Here is a 16,343-nt window from a genome sequence, read left to right as displayed (position 1 = left end):
CCCCCTTAACCCCCATTAAAGTTAAAATTACTCTTTTCCTTTATGAAGTATGAAATACAAGTATTCTTATGCCTTAAATTCTGGAGTAGTATTGGGTGGTTTAGGAACTGGATCAATAGAAATAAGAGCAGACGGAAGATTATACGACTGGACAATATTTAATAACGGTGGCTTTACCGAAAGACATGACATAAGAAATACATTCTACCTTAACCAATTTGATTTCTTTGTAGGTGTAAAAAGTAAGGGAAAGAGTAGAATTCTACAAGCATATGATTACTACTTTGGAGCGAGTCCTTATACAGTTCCTTGGCTAAGACCAGTAAGAGAAGTAGAATATGTTGGTGAACCTCCAATTGCGTATTTAAAATTCAAAGATGATTTTGAAGTTACATTAAAGGCATTTTCACCCTTCATTCCCCACGATATAAAGAACTCATCTTTACCAGTTGCAATCTTTGAGTATTATACTTATGAAAACTCAGATTTCATTTTAGGCTTAAAAAATCCATTTGAAAATGGAAAGATCGAATTTAAAGGAGATACCTTAGTATTTTCAGGAGAGGTACCATCTAACGATCCGAGATATAACGGAAATCTTTGTGTAAGGGTTGAAAATGGAAGTTTCGCAAAACTCGATAATTTTCCACATTTTGCTGAATGGAACGAGTTTAGGGAAAAAGGAAAGATAGTAAAAAACTCCGGAGAAAAATGGGGAATTGCAACTGTTAACGGAAACAAAGTGACCTTTATACTTTCATGGTACTTTCCAAATCACTTAGATTACTACGGTAAAAAAATAGGACACTTTTATGAGAATTACTTCTCGAACTGTGTTGAAGTTTCAAATTACGTAAAAGATAATTTCAATTACCTCTCCACAATGACTCAAAAGTTTCACGATATCCTTTATAATCCTAAAGGAGTTGAAGATTGGATAGCTGATCTAGTAGGCTCTCAACTTACTACTTTAGTAAAATCAACGTGGTTAAGTAAAGAAGGAAACTTTTACATATGGGAAGGATACTATAACTCCTCTGATGAGAGGAAAGACAATAATTATAGCTATTCAGGCGGTCCGTTAAATGGTGCTTTTAACACAGTGGACGTAACTTTTTACTTTATGCCAGTCTTAGTATCTTTATTTCCATCACTAGCTAAGAACCTAATGGAAAGAGTAGAAGCATTAGATTATGGTCCACTTTACGTCTTATATTCACTTTCGATTCATGAAAACAAAACAAAATTCCTTGAAAAAGTTAGCAAAGATCCTTCCATATTAGCTACCTTTGATAGAATATTGGAAACAGTTAAAGAAGTTGTTAAAGAAACTGGGAAAGATCCTAAAGGAAGAATTGGTCATTTCATATTTAGAGGTGGAAAGACGGATGAGTTTGGTAGAAATGACTTAAACCCTCAATTCACACTAATGTGGGCTTTAGTATCACTCTATACAAGCGATGAGGAATTCAAGCAGAGGTTAATGAATAGAGCAAAAGAAGGAATGGAAAGCGTATTGAGAACTCACTCCTACGAAGGATTGATTTACAGTAAGCTTCCATCAGGTTTCGAGTTCATGAGGCATGTTTATGATTATTTCAAATCAATAGGAGATAGCGGTTTTTCAAACAATTTACTTTTGGTTAATGCTATTTTAGGTCAAGATATGTTCCGTATGAGTATGTCAACTTATGATGACTGGTCTACAGTGGGAATAACATCATTTACATCTTTGCTAGGCATAGATGCACTATATATTTTGAATAAGTTAGCTAATGAAAGATATGACGTACAAAAATTGCTTTCTACTTTGAAGCAGTATTTATGGAATGGAGAATATTTTGATAATTGGTATGATCCAATATCTGGTTTTAGAGATAAGGCAAATAACGCATCTCAATTAATTGGAGAGTTTTACCTTAATCTAATTAACGATAGTTTACTTACAAGAGAAGAAGTCAAGAGGATACTATCATCAATAATGAAATATAATTTTAAGGAGGAAGAAGGTGTGATAAATGGAGCTTACCCAGATGGCTATAGACCTTTAATGAGAAGCTATGAAAATCCAATCAAGATTGAAGCGTCAATTCAACAAGATACTCCATGGAGTGGAGTCGAATTCTATTTAGCATCTCATTTATTATACGAAAAGATGATTGATGAAGCTAAAAAGGTTCTAAGAGAAATATACGATAGATATTCTATTGCAGGGAATTTCTGGAACCATTGGGAATGGGGATCACACTACTCTAGACCTTTATCATCTCTCTTAGTTATTCCAGCATACTTAGGCTTAAAATTCGATGGCAAAAGACTAATCTTAAACCCAGTAACTAACCTTTCATGGATCATAATATTACCACAATTTTGGGGAGAAATTAATGTAGAGGAAAAGGACGTAAGGATTAACGTAATTGAAGGAAAAATAGATTTGGATGAGATATTAATTGAAGGAAAGAAGATAAAGGAGATAATTGCTGATGGAAGAAAAATTGAAGGAAAAATAATAGCGGAAAAAGAATTACTAATTACACTCGAATAAAAGTACTGGGAGCGTTAGAATGCAGTCATGAAAATCAGTATGAAATATGCAAAAATAGGAACTTAATAAAATTGTATATACAAAAATTCCGACGTAAAACCCTAGCGAAAAAACACATGTGCTAGGGTTACCATGAGACGAATAGTGACCAGTCATAATGAGCAAGGTAACCTTAGCATAATTAATGCTTCAATGTCACTTGGAATATCTATTGTAACGCTAGGCTTATGATATTTCTTAGCATAATTAATGCTTCAATGTAAAAACATTAAGACTAATAAGCATAGCTTGAAAGAAATAGCTACCCCTCATATAAGTAGTATTAGTATACTTTTTTTGAGTTTGTTTGCTGTTATGAAAAGTAAGGTGTCCTCACGTACTGTTACCCCCTTTAATAAGGCGTGGTTAGAATATGTTAAAAATAAAGAATTAAAGAAGAACTGATTTAGTATCATATCACATACTAATTTTCATGACTACAATGTAACACCTCTGGTGGTGGGCGGATTGAAATGTTTTTAATTCCATAGAGGATTATCAATAAACTAATTAGCCAGATCGATATAGAGAAAAAACAAACTTTCAATTCCATAGAGGATTATCATAGCGAGGAAGAATGGAAAAAGCATGTTGAGACATGTAAATCTTTCAATTCCATAGAGGATTATCTTTTATAACTACTTTATCTTATTCTCAATCAGCAAACACTCTTTCAATTCCATAGAGGATTATCACGTTGAATATCCACCTAGTAAGCTTGTTCAACAAATAGCTTTCAATTCCATAGAGGATTATCTTTTCGTTTCTGAGCCACAGAAGAACGCTTACATGTCAGTTCTTTCAATTCCATAGAGGATTATCTTAAAGAGAATATTAATGAGGTTAGATTCACTACATGAGACGATCTTTCAATTCCATAGAGGATTATCGAAGACACGCTAATGTTACTCGATAGCTATGCAATGAAGTACTTTCAATTCCATAGAGGATTATCAGGAGTTTGTGAATTATATTTACAAAAGCAAGAAAGTTGCTTTCAATTCCATAGAGGATTATCGAGATTCAAGATCTCTACATCTTCTTGGAAGGAGAAAATAGCTTTCAATTCCATAGAGGATTATCAAGTCTTGGATGCCTTGAAGCAAAGTATATTAACTCTCTACCATCTTTCAATTCCATAGAGGATTATCAAATTAGAGCACGAGTTTCTATTGCTAAGTCGCTAATTCTCTTTCAATTCCATAGAGGATTATCCTGTGACGGCTGTTAATGCGATTCAGCAAACTACACAGGTCTTTCAATTCCATAGAGGATTATCATTAAATTTTATGTTAATTACCATATCCTGAGCTATATCATCTTTCAATTCCATAGAGGATTATCAAAACAACATATTAGAATCAATCATCTACGACAAAGAAAACTTTCAATTCCATAGAGGATTATCAATTGTTGATGTTGCAAATTCACAGGAAGTTTGCACTCGAAGACTTTCAATTCCATAGAGGATTAACTTGACAGTGATCACATTCTTATCAGCGTCAACAATATAACTTTCAATTCCATAGAGGATTAACTAGAAATGCAGGATATAAAGTGACATATAACAGGACATCAGATGACTTTCAATTCCATAGAGGATTAACGTGAAAAGCGTTTTACGACTATTCCCTGATGACGTTACTATCTTTCAATTCCATAGAGGATTAACCGACACAGTTGACGATGATGACGCACCAACAGTTACAGACTGCTTTCAATTCCATAGAGGATTAACAAAGACATAATTATCACTAGAAGTATTTTACTGAAGCTGAAACTTTCAATTCCATAGAGGATTAACAAGAAATCTTCTACAAATGTTATAGCAATTATTATAGTGCTCTTTCAATTCCATAGAGGATTAACATATCCAGATAAACGCTAGTACAACTTATCGTATACAAATCACTTTCAATTCCATAGAGGATTAACCTTCTAAATTTGAAGTTAGAGAGGTTCATGAAAGCGATTAAACTTTCAATTCCATAGAGGATTAACAGAGGGTTTTTAACCCTCTTCTTATTTTGTTTTCTCCTATTCTTTCTTATAAGTTTTTCTCTTCCTTACACTTTGTATTTCTCTCTTCTTGTTACCTATTTTATTCTATTCCCGGGTTTTGTTGGGATTTTCACGACTTCTCTATAAAGGTAATTAATTTAGGTTAACGTCCTACCTGTATTCTTATTAAGGTTTAACGTCTTCCACTATCAAACCCGGGAACAAAAATTCAAATAAATTTTATTTATCTATATAAAAATAAATTTATACTTATAACGTCAATATTAACTCATGGTAAAGTCATATTTTGTTACAATTGGATTTTTAGAGACTTATCTTCTAGGATTGTTAACTGAAACTTCAGCCTAGGAGGAAGGATTAGTTCATTATTTTAGTCTCTTCACCCATTTTGGAAGGAGTGAAGGTAACAATAGAAAATCTAAAAGTTAATTCTATTCGTTTGAATTATCCCTTACCAGAAGTTTATGACATTTCATTATCTGATTTTCCATAATACACTTTATCAGTTAATAAGCATATTATTACTTTTGCCGGAACCAATTGTTACTGAGTTATCATAGGAATGAGGATACTAAATGTTCTTCTTCTTTTTATTTCAATTCAAGTTAGTAGAAAGAAATATACTATTTATTTATGTTAGGGACGAAGCTGAGGTTACAAAAGCAATTTCTTTTACTTCTAATGAGATTAATTCATTAATAAGAAACCTTTCAAATGAGGAAATAAAAATGTTGCATTCAATAGGAAAAATAACGGAACAAGTCCAAGAGATCTAGCTGTTGAAGTAGGGAAAGTGAGAAAACTGTGTTGAGTAAACTGTCTGATTTTAAAAATACGGCTACGTAATAATTAAAGGAATAGATCAATTGAACTTATACCTACTTTATCAATTAACCCCTCTTTTATTTTCAATCTAAAAACTTCTCTAAAGGCTTTTACTGGAATAAAATCAACGTAAGGCTTAAACATCACTGAAAAGTCATGAATAAGACTTTCATTCCCGGTCAATCTTTATGAATAAAACCCAAATCTAAACAGGCAATAAAAAGATATTTCATTACTCTATTATAGAGAATTGCGTAAGAGTAATTCAAAGCTAGATTAAACTGATCTACTGAATCTACATTCCTTCCCGGGAAATGACATTTGAGTTATTGCATCAATTGAAAGTCTTGATGAAAGACCTAAAGGAGAATTATCAACTTTTTTAAACTCCGAGATAATTGGCAAAAATCCAGTAGAATCAGAGAAGTCTGAAATGAAAATCTACTAAAAATGCTTTATAGACATTGAGGCAGTATTTGTAAAACTGTGGTCAAGGCTCTTTCGTAACCAATTCAGACTTTTCTTAGATAAGATAAATATCTCTCTTAGTATCGCAATACCATAAGCTACATCTACTATTGACAGGGAGAAATGTCTCCTAGGCTTTATGGGTAAAGTTCCACCTTCATAGCTCCTCCTCTACAGGATCTGAAGCCTTATAAGAGTGAAGCCTCCTAAACTGCCTTATTATTTGCAACTTCATAAATTTGATTTTTGTATAAAATCTAATAAGCGTGGGATAGAGAGAAGAAAAATTTCCTCAAGAAAATTTGGAGTAGAGAGGAGGAGCGAAAATATTTGAAAGAAATGAAAGTATTACTTCCGCAGGAAAAGTTAGGATAATATGAAAAGAAATGAAGGAAATGGAAATTAAACGAGATTTCTTCCTGCTTAAGTTACATCATCTATTCTTACAGTCTTTGTCATCTTCCTTTAATTATAATGAAGGAATATTAATAAATAACAATAGAAAATAACTAAGAATAAAATTTATTTGAATTTTTGTTCCCGGGTTTGATAGTGGAAGACGTTAAACCTTAATAAGAATACAGGTAGGACGTTAACCTAAATTAATTACCTTTATAGAGAAGTCGTGAAAATCCCAACAAAACCCGGGAATAGAATAAAATAGGTAACAAGAAGAGAGAAATACAAAGTGTAAGGAAGAGAAAAACTTATAAGAAAGAAAAGGAAAAAGAAAATAAGAAGAAGGTTAAAAAATCCTCTGTTAATCCTCTATGGAATTGAAAGGTTGAAGAACAGACTGAGGAGGTCGATGAAAATGATTTCGGTTAATCCTCTATGGAATTGAAAGTCAAATAACGACGTTTCAACGTTAGCTAATAATCTTAAGTGTTAATCCTCTATGGAATTGAAAGAAAGTTAAAGAAGTCTTAGATAGATTAAGAAAATATATTAGTTAATCCTCTATGGAATTGAAAGCTGTTTCCATTTTATGTAAATACACCTAGTTCCGCATTAGAAGTTAATCCTCTATGGAATTGAAAGAACGCTGGGTCAATCTGTGCCATTTGCTGGTACTGGCTTAGTTAATCCTCTATGGAATTGAAAGTTCGTGAGTGATTTCAAGATCACGCTTAGGAAGGTTTTCAAGTTAATCCTCTATGGAATTGAAAGCTTATGACATTGCCATTAACAGCACGATTACTACTGTCTGCATTGTTAATCCTCTATGGAATTGAAAGTATATAGTGACAATACACTAAGCAGAGGGAGAATATTTATTGTTAATCCTCTATGGAATTGAAAGTAATGTCATTTTATTGCCAGACAGTCACATAGTAATAGAAGTTAATCCTCTATGGAATTGAAAGATAAGAATGTCCAGATTGAAATGGGGCAACGCCTGGCGATGTTAATCCTCTATGGAATTGAAAGAAACTTAGATTACCGTTTGTTTCTTGCTCTACACTTTCGAGTTAATCCTCTATGGAATTGAAAGCTGGCTGGTATTGGTGTTTCTGGTGCATCCACACCCTTACCGTTAATCCTCTATGGAATTGAAAGAACCCAAACCCTGCAGCGCCTAAGCCAAAACTGAATAACAGGTTAATCCTCTATGGAATTGAAAGTTTTAGGTATTCAAATGCTTTAATGACAACAGGAGCATTGGTGTTAATCCTCTATGGAATTGAAAGATTAAGCAACTTCTCTATCTCTTGTACATTATACGCTTCTGTTAATCCTCTATGGAATTGAAAGTTTAACTCATCTGGAAAACGAGGGTATTTCTTCATGAATTCCTGTTAATCCTCTATGGAATTGAAAGTACTCTGCTATGCTATGCAAATCTTTCACTCTGCTATGTAGTTAATCCTCTATGGAATTGAAAGTTGCAATATAACAGTGCAGGAGTTCTTATAACTCAGTATAAGTTAATCCTCTATGGAATTGAAAGTCTCTAACTGAAGACTCTAACACTAATTACTAAATTAATGGTTAATCCTCTATGGAATTGAAAGTTGACGTAAGCCTTAACATCAAAGATGTTCAGTATAACATGTTAATCCTCTATGGAATTGAAAGTGATACCTGCTCCTGCGATTACCAATAATACACCTAACCCGTTAATCCTCTATGGAATTGAAAGAAATATAAGCGATACGTGTATTTATCAGTTAGTATTGTCTTGGTTAATCCTCTATGGAATTGAAAGATATCTTCTTTTTGTTTTTGTAGTAACTCATGCCTTATTACTAGTTAATCCTCTATGGAATTGAAAGTCTACTAGATACTCACCTTTACTAATTATCCAATCTAGATCCTAGTTAATCCTCTATGGAATTGAAAGGGCGGTATATATTCATACACCTCAACAGATTGCCCATCTGAGTTAATCCTCTATGGAATTGAAAGTTCCTCTAAACTCTCTACCAATTCCCAATCAAAATTACCTCTTGTTAATCCTCTATGGAATTATAATACAACTGATAGAGACTGCAATAATTTTTGTCCTCTTTAACTAAAGTAAAGAAAAAATTAGGCGAGTGTGAATTTTACCTCATCTAAATTTGCGATTAACTTGAAACCCTGTTAAGCCCACTGTGTAGCAGATAGTATTCGTCTGAAAGGTGATTTTAATGTAATCATAAACGTAACTTCGTGTAGTTATAAATAATCATCCATTATTATATAATAGTATAATCAAAGATGAGTATTTCTTTCACATTCATAGAGAGATCTAATCTTATATTTTTTATATATTATAAATATGATGACTAGTAATTAACGGAAATTAACGCTTTACATACACTATTTAATTTAAGATTAGAAAATAAGATTAACTATTTTTTAATATATATATATAATTATAGCGTATTTATTTAAAATTAAGTCCAATTTGATAAGAAGGAGAACTCTTCATCATCTTTTAACGGATAGGTCATTAAGTGGATTTTCCGTAAACTGTCAGTAATAGTATAGTATACGTATTGCCAATTAGTGGGGAATAAATACAAAATATGGTAGATAATCTTCTTCTATTATTATTATTATAAACTACAATACTAATCTTCACAATTTACTCATGTCTCATTTCTCTTAGATAGGCTGATCAATATTAAGGGGTAATGTGTTTAATGCCGTTAAACATTTTTATGTTGTTCTTTTCTAAAACAGTATTTTCTTCTTTGAAGGAAATTATTAATATGTGGTATAATGCTTATTGAATTAGCTTTAAGGGGTAGAGGGGGACAAGGTGTAGTTACAGCAGGAGAATTGATAGTTAAGGCTTTAGTATTAGAAGATAAGTATGGACAATCAATCCCATTTTATGGTGGTGAGAGAAGAGGGGCACCAGTAGTATCTTTCATTAGACTTTCTGATAAGCCAATACTCCTACACAGGGAGGTTTACAATCCAGACGGGGTAGCGGTATTTGATCCTTCTCTTCTTCAAATAGTTAACGTAACTGAGGGGTTAAAGGGTAATGGGTTCTTATTACTTAATACACCGGAGGCTAAGAGAGCATGGAAAAATGAGTACATTGTAAATGCTACTTCTATAGCTAAGGAATTAGGCTTAGTCATAGCAGGTTGGGCTGTCGTTAACACCGCAATGGTAGGGGCTTTAGTACGAATATTAGGTCAGCCATCACTCACTGCCCTAGAAGAAGCAGTTAAGGATCAGTTCTCTGGTAAATTAGGTGAGTTGAACGTAGAAGCAGTTGAACGAGGATATAAGGAGGTGAAAAGAGTTGATTAAAGTCCCAGCCCTTATACCCATAGCTAGGCCTAAAATCGGTTCAGCTGGGAAGACTGGCTTATGGAGAATTCAAAAACCCGTAATTAATTACGATAAATGTACGAAATGTAGATTGTGCGTTATTTACTGTCCAGAGAATACCATAGATTTACTGGAAAATCTTCTACCTCAAATCGACTACGATTACTGTAAGGGATGCGGAGTTTGCGCTCAAGTTTGTCCCACAAAAGCAATTGAAATGGTGAGGGAGGTGAAATGAAATGGTTCAGGCTTTAAAGAGAAGAAGTTTAGCATTAGTTGGAAATCACGCAGTAGCGTATGCGGTAAAGCAGGCTAAGCCCCAGGTTTTAGCAGTATATCCAATTACACCACAGACTACGATGCTAGAAAAGCTTTCAGAGTACATTAGTAGCGGTCAATTAAAGGCAGAGCTGATAAGGGTGGAAAGTGAACACTCAGCCATGGCAGCAATTTACGGTGCCGCATTAGCGGGTTCCAGAGTGTTTACAGCCACATCTTCTCAAGGTCTTCTTTACATGACGGAAATGATATATTGGGCTGGCGGGCAAAGGGTTCCCTTAGTTGCTGCAGTTGCGACTAGAGCAATAGCTGAACCTTGGAGCATCTGGGATGACCATCAAGACTTCATGAGTAAGAGGGATGCCATATGGATTCAAATGATGGCTGAAAACGTTCAAGAAGCCTATGACCTAACTATCCAGTCCTTCAGAATATCAGAGGATGAAAGGATCATAATGCCTGTAATGATAGGCTTTGACGGTTTCATTCTCACTCACACTATGGAGAGAGTAGAAGTATTGGAGGACTACGAAGTTGATTCCTTCCTACCACCTAGAGAATTCAATTTAATCGATTTCTCTGACCCAGTGGGAATTGGGCCCATAGCACAGCCAGATGAATACCTCAAAATCAGATACGATGCCATGAAAGCTATGGAAAGGGCTAAGAACGTTATAGAGGAGATAATGAGGGAGTATGAGAAAATAAGTGGAAGAAAGCAATACGGATTAGTTGAGTGTTATAAATGTGAAGATGCCAAGTACATGTATGTGACCATGGGAGCTTGGAGTGGTGACGCTAAAGTAGCTGTAGATAGGTTAAGAGACCAAGGAGTCAAAGTCGGCTTGCTGAAGATTCGCGTATTCAGACCATTTCCCAAAGAGAAAATAATTGAGTATTTGAAATCCATGAGGGGAGTTATAGTATTTGACAGAGCTTACTCCTTTGGTTCTGGAGGAATTATAGCGAATGAGGTCAAATCAGCACTTTATGGATACAGGGTACCAGTCTATAGCGTTATAGCTGGTTTAGGAGGAAAAGACGTTAGACCCTTACACTTCCAAAACGTAATGGAAGATCTGTTAAACGATGGATTAGAGGAGGAGAGGTGGTTATTGTGAGCGTTCAGCCGAAGAGAATTCCGAAATTCTATAGAGGAAACGCAGCGTGCGCAGGCTGTCCAATACCTAGAGAACTGGACATATTATTAGAAGTACTTGGAGAAAAGACAGTCTTAGTGGTTCCTGCATCGTGTTCAACGATAATAATGGGCGATACCAGCGGAATGCCCTCAACCGTACCCGTCGTTCATAGCGCTTTCGCTTCATCAGCGTCCATAGCCTCTGGGATAGTGAGATCATTGAGAATGAGAGGAGATAAAGACGCAATAGTTGCAGTATGGGCAGGTGATGGAGGAACAGCAGACATAGGCTTCGCCGCTTTAAGTGGAGCAGCGGAAAGAAATGAGGATATACTATACGTTTGCTACGATAATGAAGCGTACATGAACACTGGAATACAACGTTCAAGTTTGACTCCTAAAGGAGCGTGGACTACTACTACGCCAGAGGGAAAAAGGGAATTTAAGAAACCATTACCGTTTATAATTGCAGAACATAAGGTGCCCTACGTAGCTACTGCATCTATAGCTTATCCATTTGATTATGAAGCCAAAGTGAAGAAAGCTAAACAAATTCGCGGTTTCAGATACATCCACCTACTTTCGCCATGCCCTCCTGGATGGAACTTCGATTCCAGTCTAACTATTGAAATAGCTAAACTTGCAGTGGAAACTGGAATATGGCCATTATTCGAGATAGAGAATGGGGAATTTAGACTTACCAGTATAAGTAAGACTTTGCTAGATAAGAAGAATAGGAAACCCGTAATAGAATATCTTAAATTGCAAGGCAGATTTGCTAAACTCAGTGAAGAGCAGATAAAGGAAATACAAGAAGATGTAGATGAGATGTGGGAGGAGATTTATAAGATTGTAAAAAGGTAAAAATTTTTCTTTTTCCTTTTTCTCTCTTTTATTTAACAAATTGTGTAGTTTTTCAAAACTTACGTTACTCTTTGAACTCTCTCTTCGAGTAACGTTCAAAACCAGACAGTTTCCTACGAATTCACAGTGTAAATTGTTAGAGGCGACAGCATGTAATGCCCTATAAATTACAAAAATGTTTCGCCTTTTTAAGGGCGGGGAGGAAGTCAGAAATCAACTTGTATAATGGCTTTTTAGGGTAAAGTTTTCACTTTTAATCTTTTACATTCTGATTTGAGTCCTTCATCAAATGTAGCTAATGGTAAGTTATTCTTCACTGCATGAGATAATATTATCAAATCGTTATAGTGAGATAGGGATAGTTTTCTCTGCTGAAGAATTGATATAGCGTCAAGAATTATTTCAGGCGTTTCCCCAACTATCTCGCTCTTCTCATTCCTTATATAAGCCTTTACATCATCGATGTGAGAGTCCAAGTTCTCCCTTTTCAAAAACCAAATGAATTCATGAATAACTATTGCGGGAATAACCCATCCTTCTAGGTAATCTAACAACTCTTCAGCTTCTTTATGAAATTCTGAGTTTTCGACGTAGTCGAAAATTAGAACATTTGTGTCAATCACCGCTTTCACTTAATCCCTCCTCAATGTATTTTTCAATTTTTTCGACAGTAATTTTTTCATTCAGTGTTATCCTAGGTCTTGTAGTTTTAACTTTTCTGAAAACGATTTCTTCACCATTTAAGTAAACCTCTAAAACGTCACCTTCTTTCAGATTTATTTTTTCCCTTATTGAGGCAGGTATTGTAACTTGATAATTTCTAGTTACTTTAACTCTTTCCACGAGTTACTATCTCAATTACTACTATTTAAGTATTTCTACTATCAAACAGAGTGTTAGGCATGTCAGTAAACACTATAGGTCCCTATTAGAACGTAAGTCGCAACATTCTTTGCTAATGGTAATTACAACATCACGAATACGCTTAAACTTCTACTGCTTTGTATTTTCTGATGAACAGCAGAGTTCACACACATAAAGAACTATTATGAGAAGTGCCCGTATACTAACCATCATATCATGAAACGACTAATAACATCACTTTTAACTTCGGTTCTTCCTCTAATACTCATTGATGAAACTCCCTCCCATATTCTCAATATGATATGGTATTCAGTAAGAGCTTAATCATAACTTCACTATCAATTACTTGGTATAATGGTTCATTATATATAGAGTACGAAGTTACCAACGCGACTAACAACATAACCGCATTTTGTCTAGCTAAGTTAGTTTATGTACTATTTGAACACTTTACGCTAATTAAGAGTAAGGATCTTAATTTTAATCTTTTTCCTTTAGAAAATGCGTTTTAAGGAGAATTAGCTGATAATTTCTAATTTGTGAGGTATCTGAAAATTAAGGTTATTCTCTTGATCAAAAACTATTCGTAAAATAAGCGTTAAGTATTCAAATGCTACACAGACTAGATAATTTCTTTACATTTTCAGTGAATAGCGCAATGTTACTGCTACGTAACTAACTTTTCTGATTCCTTATTAAATTCAATTACTTTCCCTTCATTCAAAAAATATAATTTTTCTGTCATAGATACTATCATGTTAGTCTCATCTTCAACTTCACCTTTGAATAACCTCCACCAATAGTTGGAAAAATAATCGGCAACTTGAATTGGCGAATACATATCTGAATCCTTCTTATGGACGAGAAACTCCTTCCACCCCTTTTTCCTAACTGATAATCCCTCAAATAAGGGATTGTCAAAATAGATGAAAGCTTTTTCCTCTCCTATGATCTCTCTTATGAAATTTTTTACGTTATTTGATGGAGTTGCTCTAACGTGAATTACGTAGCTTTTAAGTGAAAATAAGGAGAGCGTCTCCACGAAAGCTTTCCTCACACTCTTACTGTCCTTTGTAGCGTGAAAGATAATTCTCTTATTTATTTTCTTTCTTGCTTCCTCTATTATTTCATTCATACTTCTAGAAGACACAACAATCGCTATAACCCAATATGAGTCCTTAAAATCCCCTGAGTTATCAATTCCGATAAACACACGGTTCTTAAACACTTAAGATAAATAAGCTCAACTGCAGAAAAATATATAGATGTAGCAATCTAAAATAAATATAATGAGGATGAAGCGGATCCCCCTACGGATGTAGGGGGGATGAAGTGGACGAGAACTTAACTCTTTTATAGGGTAGTAGAAGAGTTTACACATACAGTGAAAAGCATCGCATTTTAGACGTAGTAGTAGAAGAGAGTGTCCAAAGTAGCGGCATACGATGAAAAGCATCGCATTTATTATTTATTGATTTAAGAGAATTTATCTATGAAGAGAACGTAATTTTACTTAGTAGTTTAGGAATACTTCATAGGTCAAATAGTTTGTGGATTTTCTAAAAATTGAGGCTATTCTCTCTATCACGACTATTCATAGAATTATCGTCTATTTTTCAAATGATACACACACATTACTGAACGCTCCGCAAAGGGCTCATTTTCTCATAATTTTTGCTATTTTTATTTCAGTTGAGTGTAACCGTATTACGTCTTTCCCTTCCGGACCCTTACGTAAAAATTTTTAGGTTAACCCTAAAACTCCTTAAAACTCCCTTCCGGACCCAAGAACCCCACTTAGGGTCCGGAAGGAACAGAAATCTTTATATAGTCGAAAAACGAAGAGAAAATTAGCGTAAAGAACGCACAGTAAAAACGCAAAGAAACTAAAACGATAATGTTAGAAGTTTATTTCTCACGTTAAGATTGTAAAAACGCAAAGAAACTAAAACTTAGCTCATATAGTAGTAGATAAACTGCACTATAGGTAAAAACGCAAAGAAACTAAAACTTCTCAGTCAAACCTACTAGTTTCTTTCGTGTACCGTAAAAACGCAAAGAAACTAAAACTAGCTAACCTAGTAGATCAATACGCTGGGGCTATAGGTAAAAACGCAAAGAAACTAAAACTGCTATCCCGATGTAAAAACCATCTGCTACAGTAGGTGTAAAAACGCAAAGAAACTAAAACTTATTAAGCCAGAACTGCGGAAGTTCTTGTACGTTGTAAAAACGCAAAGAAACTAAAACAATAGTCTAAGTCAACTCTCGGCTGTAATTCGTACGTAAAAACGCAAAGAAACTAAAACACTATCTCAGACCTCTTCAAAGAGATACATATATGGTAAAAACGCAAAGAAACTAAAACATCCTTTTTTTTCTTTCTCTCTTTTTTTCCGTAAGTAAAAACGCAAAGAAACTAAAACTTTTTACCTTTTTCTTTTTTAGAAAGTAGCACATTAGTAAAAACGCAAAGAAACTAAAACTCCTAGGGTTAAGAATGTCTCAGTCTGGTTAACTCGTAAAAACGCAAAGAAACTAAAACAAGAGCGTCATCTACACGTATTACAAAGCAGGCTGTAAAAACGCAAAGAAACTAAAACCAAATAAAAGCGGGTAGCCAGTGCTTGCTGCAGCGTAAAAACGCAAAGAAACTAAAACCACCGTCACCGGTGCATGGGTATATCAGTAGCGTTACGTAAAAACGCAAAGAAACTAAAACACATCAGTATTTGTACACTGAAGATAGTAAGCATCGTAAAAACGCAAAGAAACTAAAACGCACTTACAGTTCTGGAGCGACAATTGCAAGTACAAGTAAGTAAAAACGCAAAGAAACTAAAACCCAAATGGATATACACTTACTCTTGGAAGTTTAAGTAAAAACGCAAAGAAACTAAAACTGACTTTCTTTTACATTTTCCTTGTTCTTTATAGTAAAAACGCAAAGAAACTAAAACTTGTTGTGCGATAAGAGCGATTTTATCAGAGTTGTCGTAAAAACGCAAAGAAACTAAAACTTGGCAATATATTTCGTTCCAGCCTACTCTCTAGAGTAAAAACGCAAAGAAACTAAAACACTCATTCTTTACCACCTCTCTATCATGATGTCAGTGTAAAAACGCAAAGAAACTAAAACGGTAGACTAAGATGGAGTGGCAAACAAGGTAGGCGTAAAAACGCAAAGAAACTAAAACTTTCAACATATTTGCTATAATATACCGGAACGAATCGTAAAAACGCAAAGAAACTAAAACATATAATTTCTTTGGTCTTCGCTTATGTTCCAGGGGTAAAAACGCAAAGAAACTAAAACATACATCGCATCCCTTAAATCCCAATCTACATACGTAAAAACGCAAAGAAACTAAAACATAAAGAAGTTAGCAGAGCTAAGACCTTATGACTTCGTAAAAACGCAAAGAAACTAAAACATTAATTAACGCTATCAGTATTATGATTGGCAGTATGTAAAAACGCAAAGAAACTAAAACAGCATAAGACGCAGTAGCAATCGAT

The 16,343-nt window shown here is 34.5% G+C and carries 8 protein-coding genes, 2 pseudogenes and 3 CRISPR repeat arrays (1 of these 13 only partly in view); of the genes and pseudogenes, 5 read left to right on the top strand and 5 right to left on the bottom strand.

Going from position 1 to position 16,343, the window contains the following annotated elements:
- The first annotated feature begins 49 nt into the window (after nucleotides 1-49).
- Entirely contained in the window at nucleotides 50-2,545 is a 2,496-nt protein-coding gene (locus V6M85_RS03355) for a GH116 family glycosyl-hydrolase (RefSeq protein ID WP_338602975.1), read from the top strand.
- Nucleotides 2,546-3,060: 515 nt separating this feature from the next.
- Nucleotides 3,061-4,585: direct repeats of the CRISPR family, unit length 24 nt; unit sequence CTTTCAATTCCATAGAGGATTAAC.
- Between the two features lie 903 nt (nucleotides 4,586-5,488).
- On the opposite strand, the pseudogene V6M85_RS03350 reads toward V6M85_RS03355, so the two are convergent.
- Together V6M85_RS03350 and cas4 are read right to left on the bottom strand one after the other, a co-directional pair.
- Nucleotides 5,489-5,745: pseudogene (locus tag V6M85_RS03350) on the bottom strand (CRISPR-associated endonuclease Cas1); the annotation flags it as partial.
- A 1-nt stretch (nucleotide 5,746) separates the two neighbouring features.
- Nucleotides 5,747-6,134: pseudogene (gene cas4 / locus V6M85_RS14180) on the bottom strand (CRISPR-associated protein Cas4); the annotation flags it as partial.
- Between the two features lie 524 nt (nucleotides 6,135-6,658).
- A CRISPR array of direct repeats spans nucleotides 6,659-8,375; the repeat unit is 24 nt; unit sequence GTTAATCCTCTATGGAATTGAAAG.
- A 731-nt stretch (nucleotides 8,376-9,106) separates the two neighbouring features.
- On the opposite strand from cas4, the gene V6M85_RS03345 reads away from it, so the two are divergent.
- Genes V6M85_RS03345 through V6M85_RS03330 form a run of 4 tightly spaced genes read left to right on the top strand, consistent with a single transcriptional unit; the run spans nucleotide 9,107 to nucleotide 11,960 of the window.
- Nucleotides 9,107-9,655, top strand: a complete 549-nt coding sequence (locus tag V6M85_RS03345; protein WP_338604560.1) for a 2-oxoacid:acceptor oxidoreductase family protein — start codon at nucleotides 9,107-9,109, stop codon at nucleotides 9,653-9,655.
- A complete protein-coding gene (locus tag V6M85_RS03340) occupies nucleotides 9,648-9,914 on the top strand; it encodes a 4Fe-4S binding protein (protein WP_338602972.1) in 267 nt (88 codons plus the stop codon). The genes V6M85_RS03345 and V6M85_RS03340 overlap by 8 nt, the downstream gene beginning before the upstream one ends.
- Nucleotide 9,915: 1 nt before the next feature.
- Nucleotides 9,916-11,076 (top strand): transketolase C-terminal domain-containing protein, encoded by a 1,161-nt coding sequence (locus V6M85_RS03335; protein ID WP_338602970.1) that lies wholly within the window; start codon nucleotides 9,916-9,918, stop codon nucleotides 11,074-11,076.
- On the top strand, nucleotides 11,064-11,960 hold the full coding sequence (locus V6M85_RS03330; protein WP_338602968.1) for a 3-methyl-2-oxobutanoate dehydrogenase subunit beta: 897 nt from the start codon (nucleotides 11,064-11,066) through the stop codon (nucleotides 11,958-11,960). The genes V6M85_RS03335 and V6M85_RS03330 overlap by 13 nt, the downstream gene beginning before the upstream one ends.
- Nucleotides 11,961-12,193: 233 nt before the next feature.
- Here V6M85_RS03330 and V6M85_RS03325 read toward each other — a convergent pair whose 3' ends face one another.
- From V6M85_RS03325 to V6M85_RS03315, 3 genes are all read right to left on the bottom strand, one after another.
- Nucleotides 12,194-12,592: a PIN domain-containing protein gene (locus V6M85_RS03325; protein WP_338602965.1), complete on the bottom strand. Its 399-nt coding sequence runs from the start codon at nucleotides 12,590-12,592 to the stop codon at nucleotides 12,194-12,196.
- On the bottom strand, nucleotides 12,576-12,803 hold the full coding sequence (locus V6M85_RS03320) for an AbrB/MazE/SpoVT family DNA-binding domain-containing protein (protein WP_338602962.1): 228 nt from the start codon (nucleotides 12,801-12,803) through the stop codon (nucleotides 12,576-12,578). The genes V6M85_RS03325 and V6M85_RS03320 overlap by 17 nt, the downstream gene beginning before the upstream one ends.
- A 688-nt stretch (nucleotides 12,804-13,491) precedes the next feature.
- Nucleotides 13,492-14,037, bottom strand: a complete 546-nt coding sequence (locus V6M85_RS03315; protein ID WP_338602959.1) for a DUF3800 domain-containing protein — start codon at nucleotides 14,035-14,037, stop codon at nucleotides 13,492-13,494.
- Between the two features lie 656 nt (nucleotides 14,038-14,693).
- Nucleotides 14,694-16,343: a CRISPR direct-repeat array (repeat unit 24 nt; unit sequence GTAAAAACGCAAAGAAACTAAAAC) (it continues 3,800 nt past the right edge of the window).

The organism is Sulfolobus tengchongensis, from assembly GCF_036967215.1.
GTDB lineage: Archaea > Thermoproteota > Thermoprotei_A > Sulfolobales > Sulfolobaceae > Saccharolobus > Saccharolobus tengchongensis_A.
This window is presented reverse-complemented; position numbering and strand designations above follow the sequence as displayed.